Here is a 1876-nt window from a genome sequence, read left to right as displayed (position 1 = left end):
TCGGAGGCGGGCATCGACACGATCGACGCCCTGCGGGTCGACGACGGCCGCTACTGGTCCTACACCTGCCCCGACCCCACCTGCTGCCCACCCGACGGCGCCCCCTACGACGTTGGGGACAACCCGGCCGCCGCGGCGGCGGTGTTCGCCGGGTACGTCGCCCGGCCCGACCGCGCGGCCCTCACGGCCATGCTCGCCCCCACCGGCGGCCACGACCGCGACCACGTGACCGCCGCCACCCGGGAGGCCTGCGCCCGGGCGCGCACCCTGCTCACCCGTGGGGGCGGTCACGACTGGTATCACGAGGGCCTCGACCACATCACCGCCGCGCTGGACCGCACCCGGGCCGGGCAGGAGTTGTCCCCCGGCGAGGTCGCCGAGCTGAGCGTGCGGCTCACCGCGATCTTGGTCCGCGACGCCGCCATGACCGTGATCGGCCGATACGACGACGCCACCCACATCCGGTTGTGGGCCCAGCTCACCCGACGGGCCGAACCAGGCTTCGCCGCCCCGCCTGCCGCACTGCTGGCGTTCCTCGCCCTGCGCACCGGAGACGGGCCCCTGGCGCGCGTCGCGGTGGAACGGGCCCTTGAGGCCGATCCCCGCTACAGCCTGGCGGGCCTGATCCGCACCGCGCTGGACTGCGCCCTGTCCCCGGAAACCATCTGCGGCCTGGACTTCGCCGGAATGGCCGACGAGATCGCCGACAAGGCCGCCCAATGCCCGGACGGAGCCCGCCCGGTGCTGCCGGAGGGCTGGTGACCGGCATGAGCCACGCCTCCACCCGAACGATCACCCTGACCGGCCTATCCGCGCATGTGGTCGACGTTGAGGCCGATGCCGCACCCGGCGACGCGGAGTTGCATCTGCTCGGCCTGCCAGAACTGTCGGTCTGGCCCGCCCGCGCCAGGATCCGCGCGGCAATCCTGAACAGTGGAACGCCTTGGCCGGACGCGAGGATCACGCTGAGCGTGACACCGGCGCTCCCGGTCTACAACGCGGCGGCCGATCTCGCCCTGGCCGTGGCGGCGCTGGCCGCCGCAGGCCTCATCCCACCCGAACGGATCGCCGGGCGGGTGTTCCTCGGTGAGCTGGCGCTGGACGGCCAGATACGCCCCATCAGAGGCGTCCTGCCGATGGTGGCCGCCGCGGTCCGGGCCGGATTCAGCACAGTCGTCGTCCCCGCCGAATGCGCGTGGGAGGCGGCGCATGTGCCCGGCGCTGTGGTGATGCCCGCAACCTGGCTGGCCGACGTTGTCGACCAGCTCCGTCACGCGGCTTTCCGCGATCATCACGGCCGCGAGCCGGACCCCGCGCAGTCACCTTCATGCGCCGTCGACCTGGCCGACGTGCCGGGCAACCAGGCGGCCCGCCGCGCGCTGGAGGTCTGCGCGGCGGGCGGGCACCACCTGTTCCTGTCTGGCGACGGCCCGGCCACGATGCTCGCCGAACGCCTCTTGGGCATCCTGCCTCCGCTGACCGGCGAGACCGCGCGGGAGGTCGCCGAAATTCACTCCCTGGCCGGACACCCGGGCAGGGTGCCGGGGGTCACACCTCCGCTGTCGGCGCCGCACCATTCGGAGACTGCTGCGGCGATCTTCGGCAGCGTGGCGGCCAATCGCCCCGGTGCGGTCTCGCTCGCCCACCGCGGCGTGCTGCATCTGGCCGAAGCGCCGGAGTTCGCCCGTCCGGTCCTGGAGGGCTTGTGCCGGCCGCTGGACAGCGGACAGGTCCACCTCGCCGGGGTGGGCCGCAGCGTCCGCTACCCGGCGCGCTTCACTCTGATTCTCGATGCCCGTCCCTGCCCGTGCCCGGAAGGGCGGGACTGTGCCTGCATCCCGGAGGTCAGGCGCCGCTACCGGGCACGTCTCGCTCT

2 protein-coding genes are annotated in these 1876 nt (G+C 73.5%); both read left to right on the top strand.

Annotation, left to right across the window (positions count from 1 at the left end):
• Positions 1–762 (top strand): DUF4192 domain-containing protein (locus Mam01_RS35920; protein ID WP_204289675.1); only part of this gene is annotated, 762 nt, incomplete at its 5' end.
• Between the two features lie 5 nt (positions 763–767).
• Positions 768–1876: ATP-binding protein (locus tag Mam01_RS35915; RefSeq protein ID WP_239101881.1), on the top strand; the 1109-nt coding region annotated here is incomplete at its 3' end.

Origin of the sequence: Microbispora amethystogenes (genome assembly GCF_016863015.1) — a bacterium.
In the GTDB taxonomy this organism is placed as follows: Bacteria; Actinomycetota; Actinomycetes; order Streptosporangiales; family Streptosporangiaceae; genus Microbispora; species Microbispora amethystogenes.
Note: the sequence above shows the minus strand (reverse complement) of the source record. Positions and strands in the feature narration are given on the sequence as shown.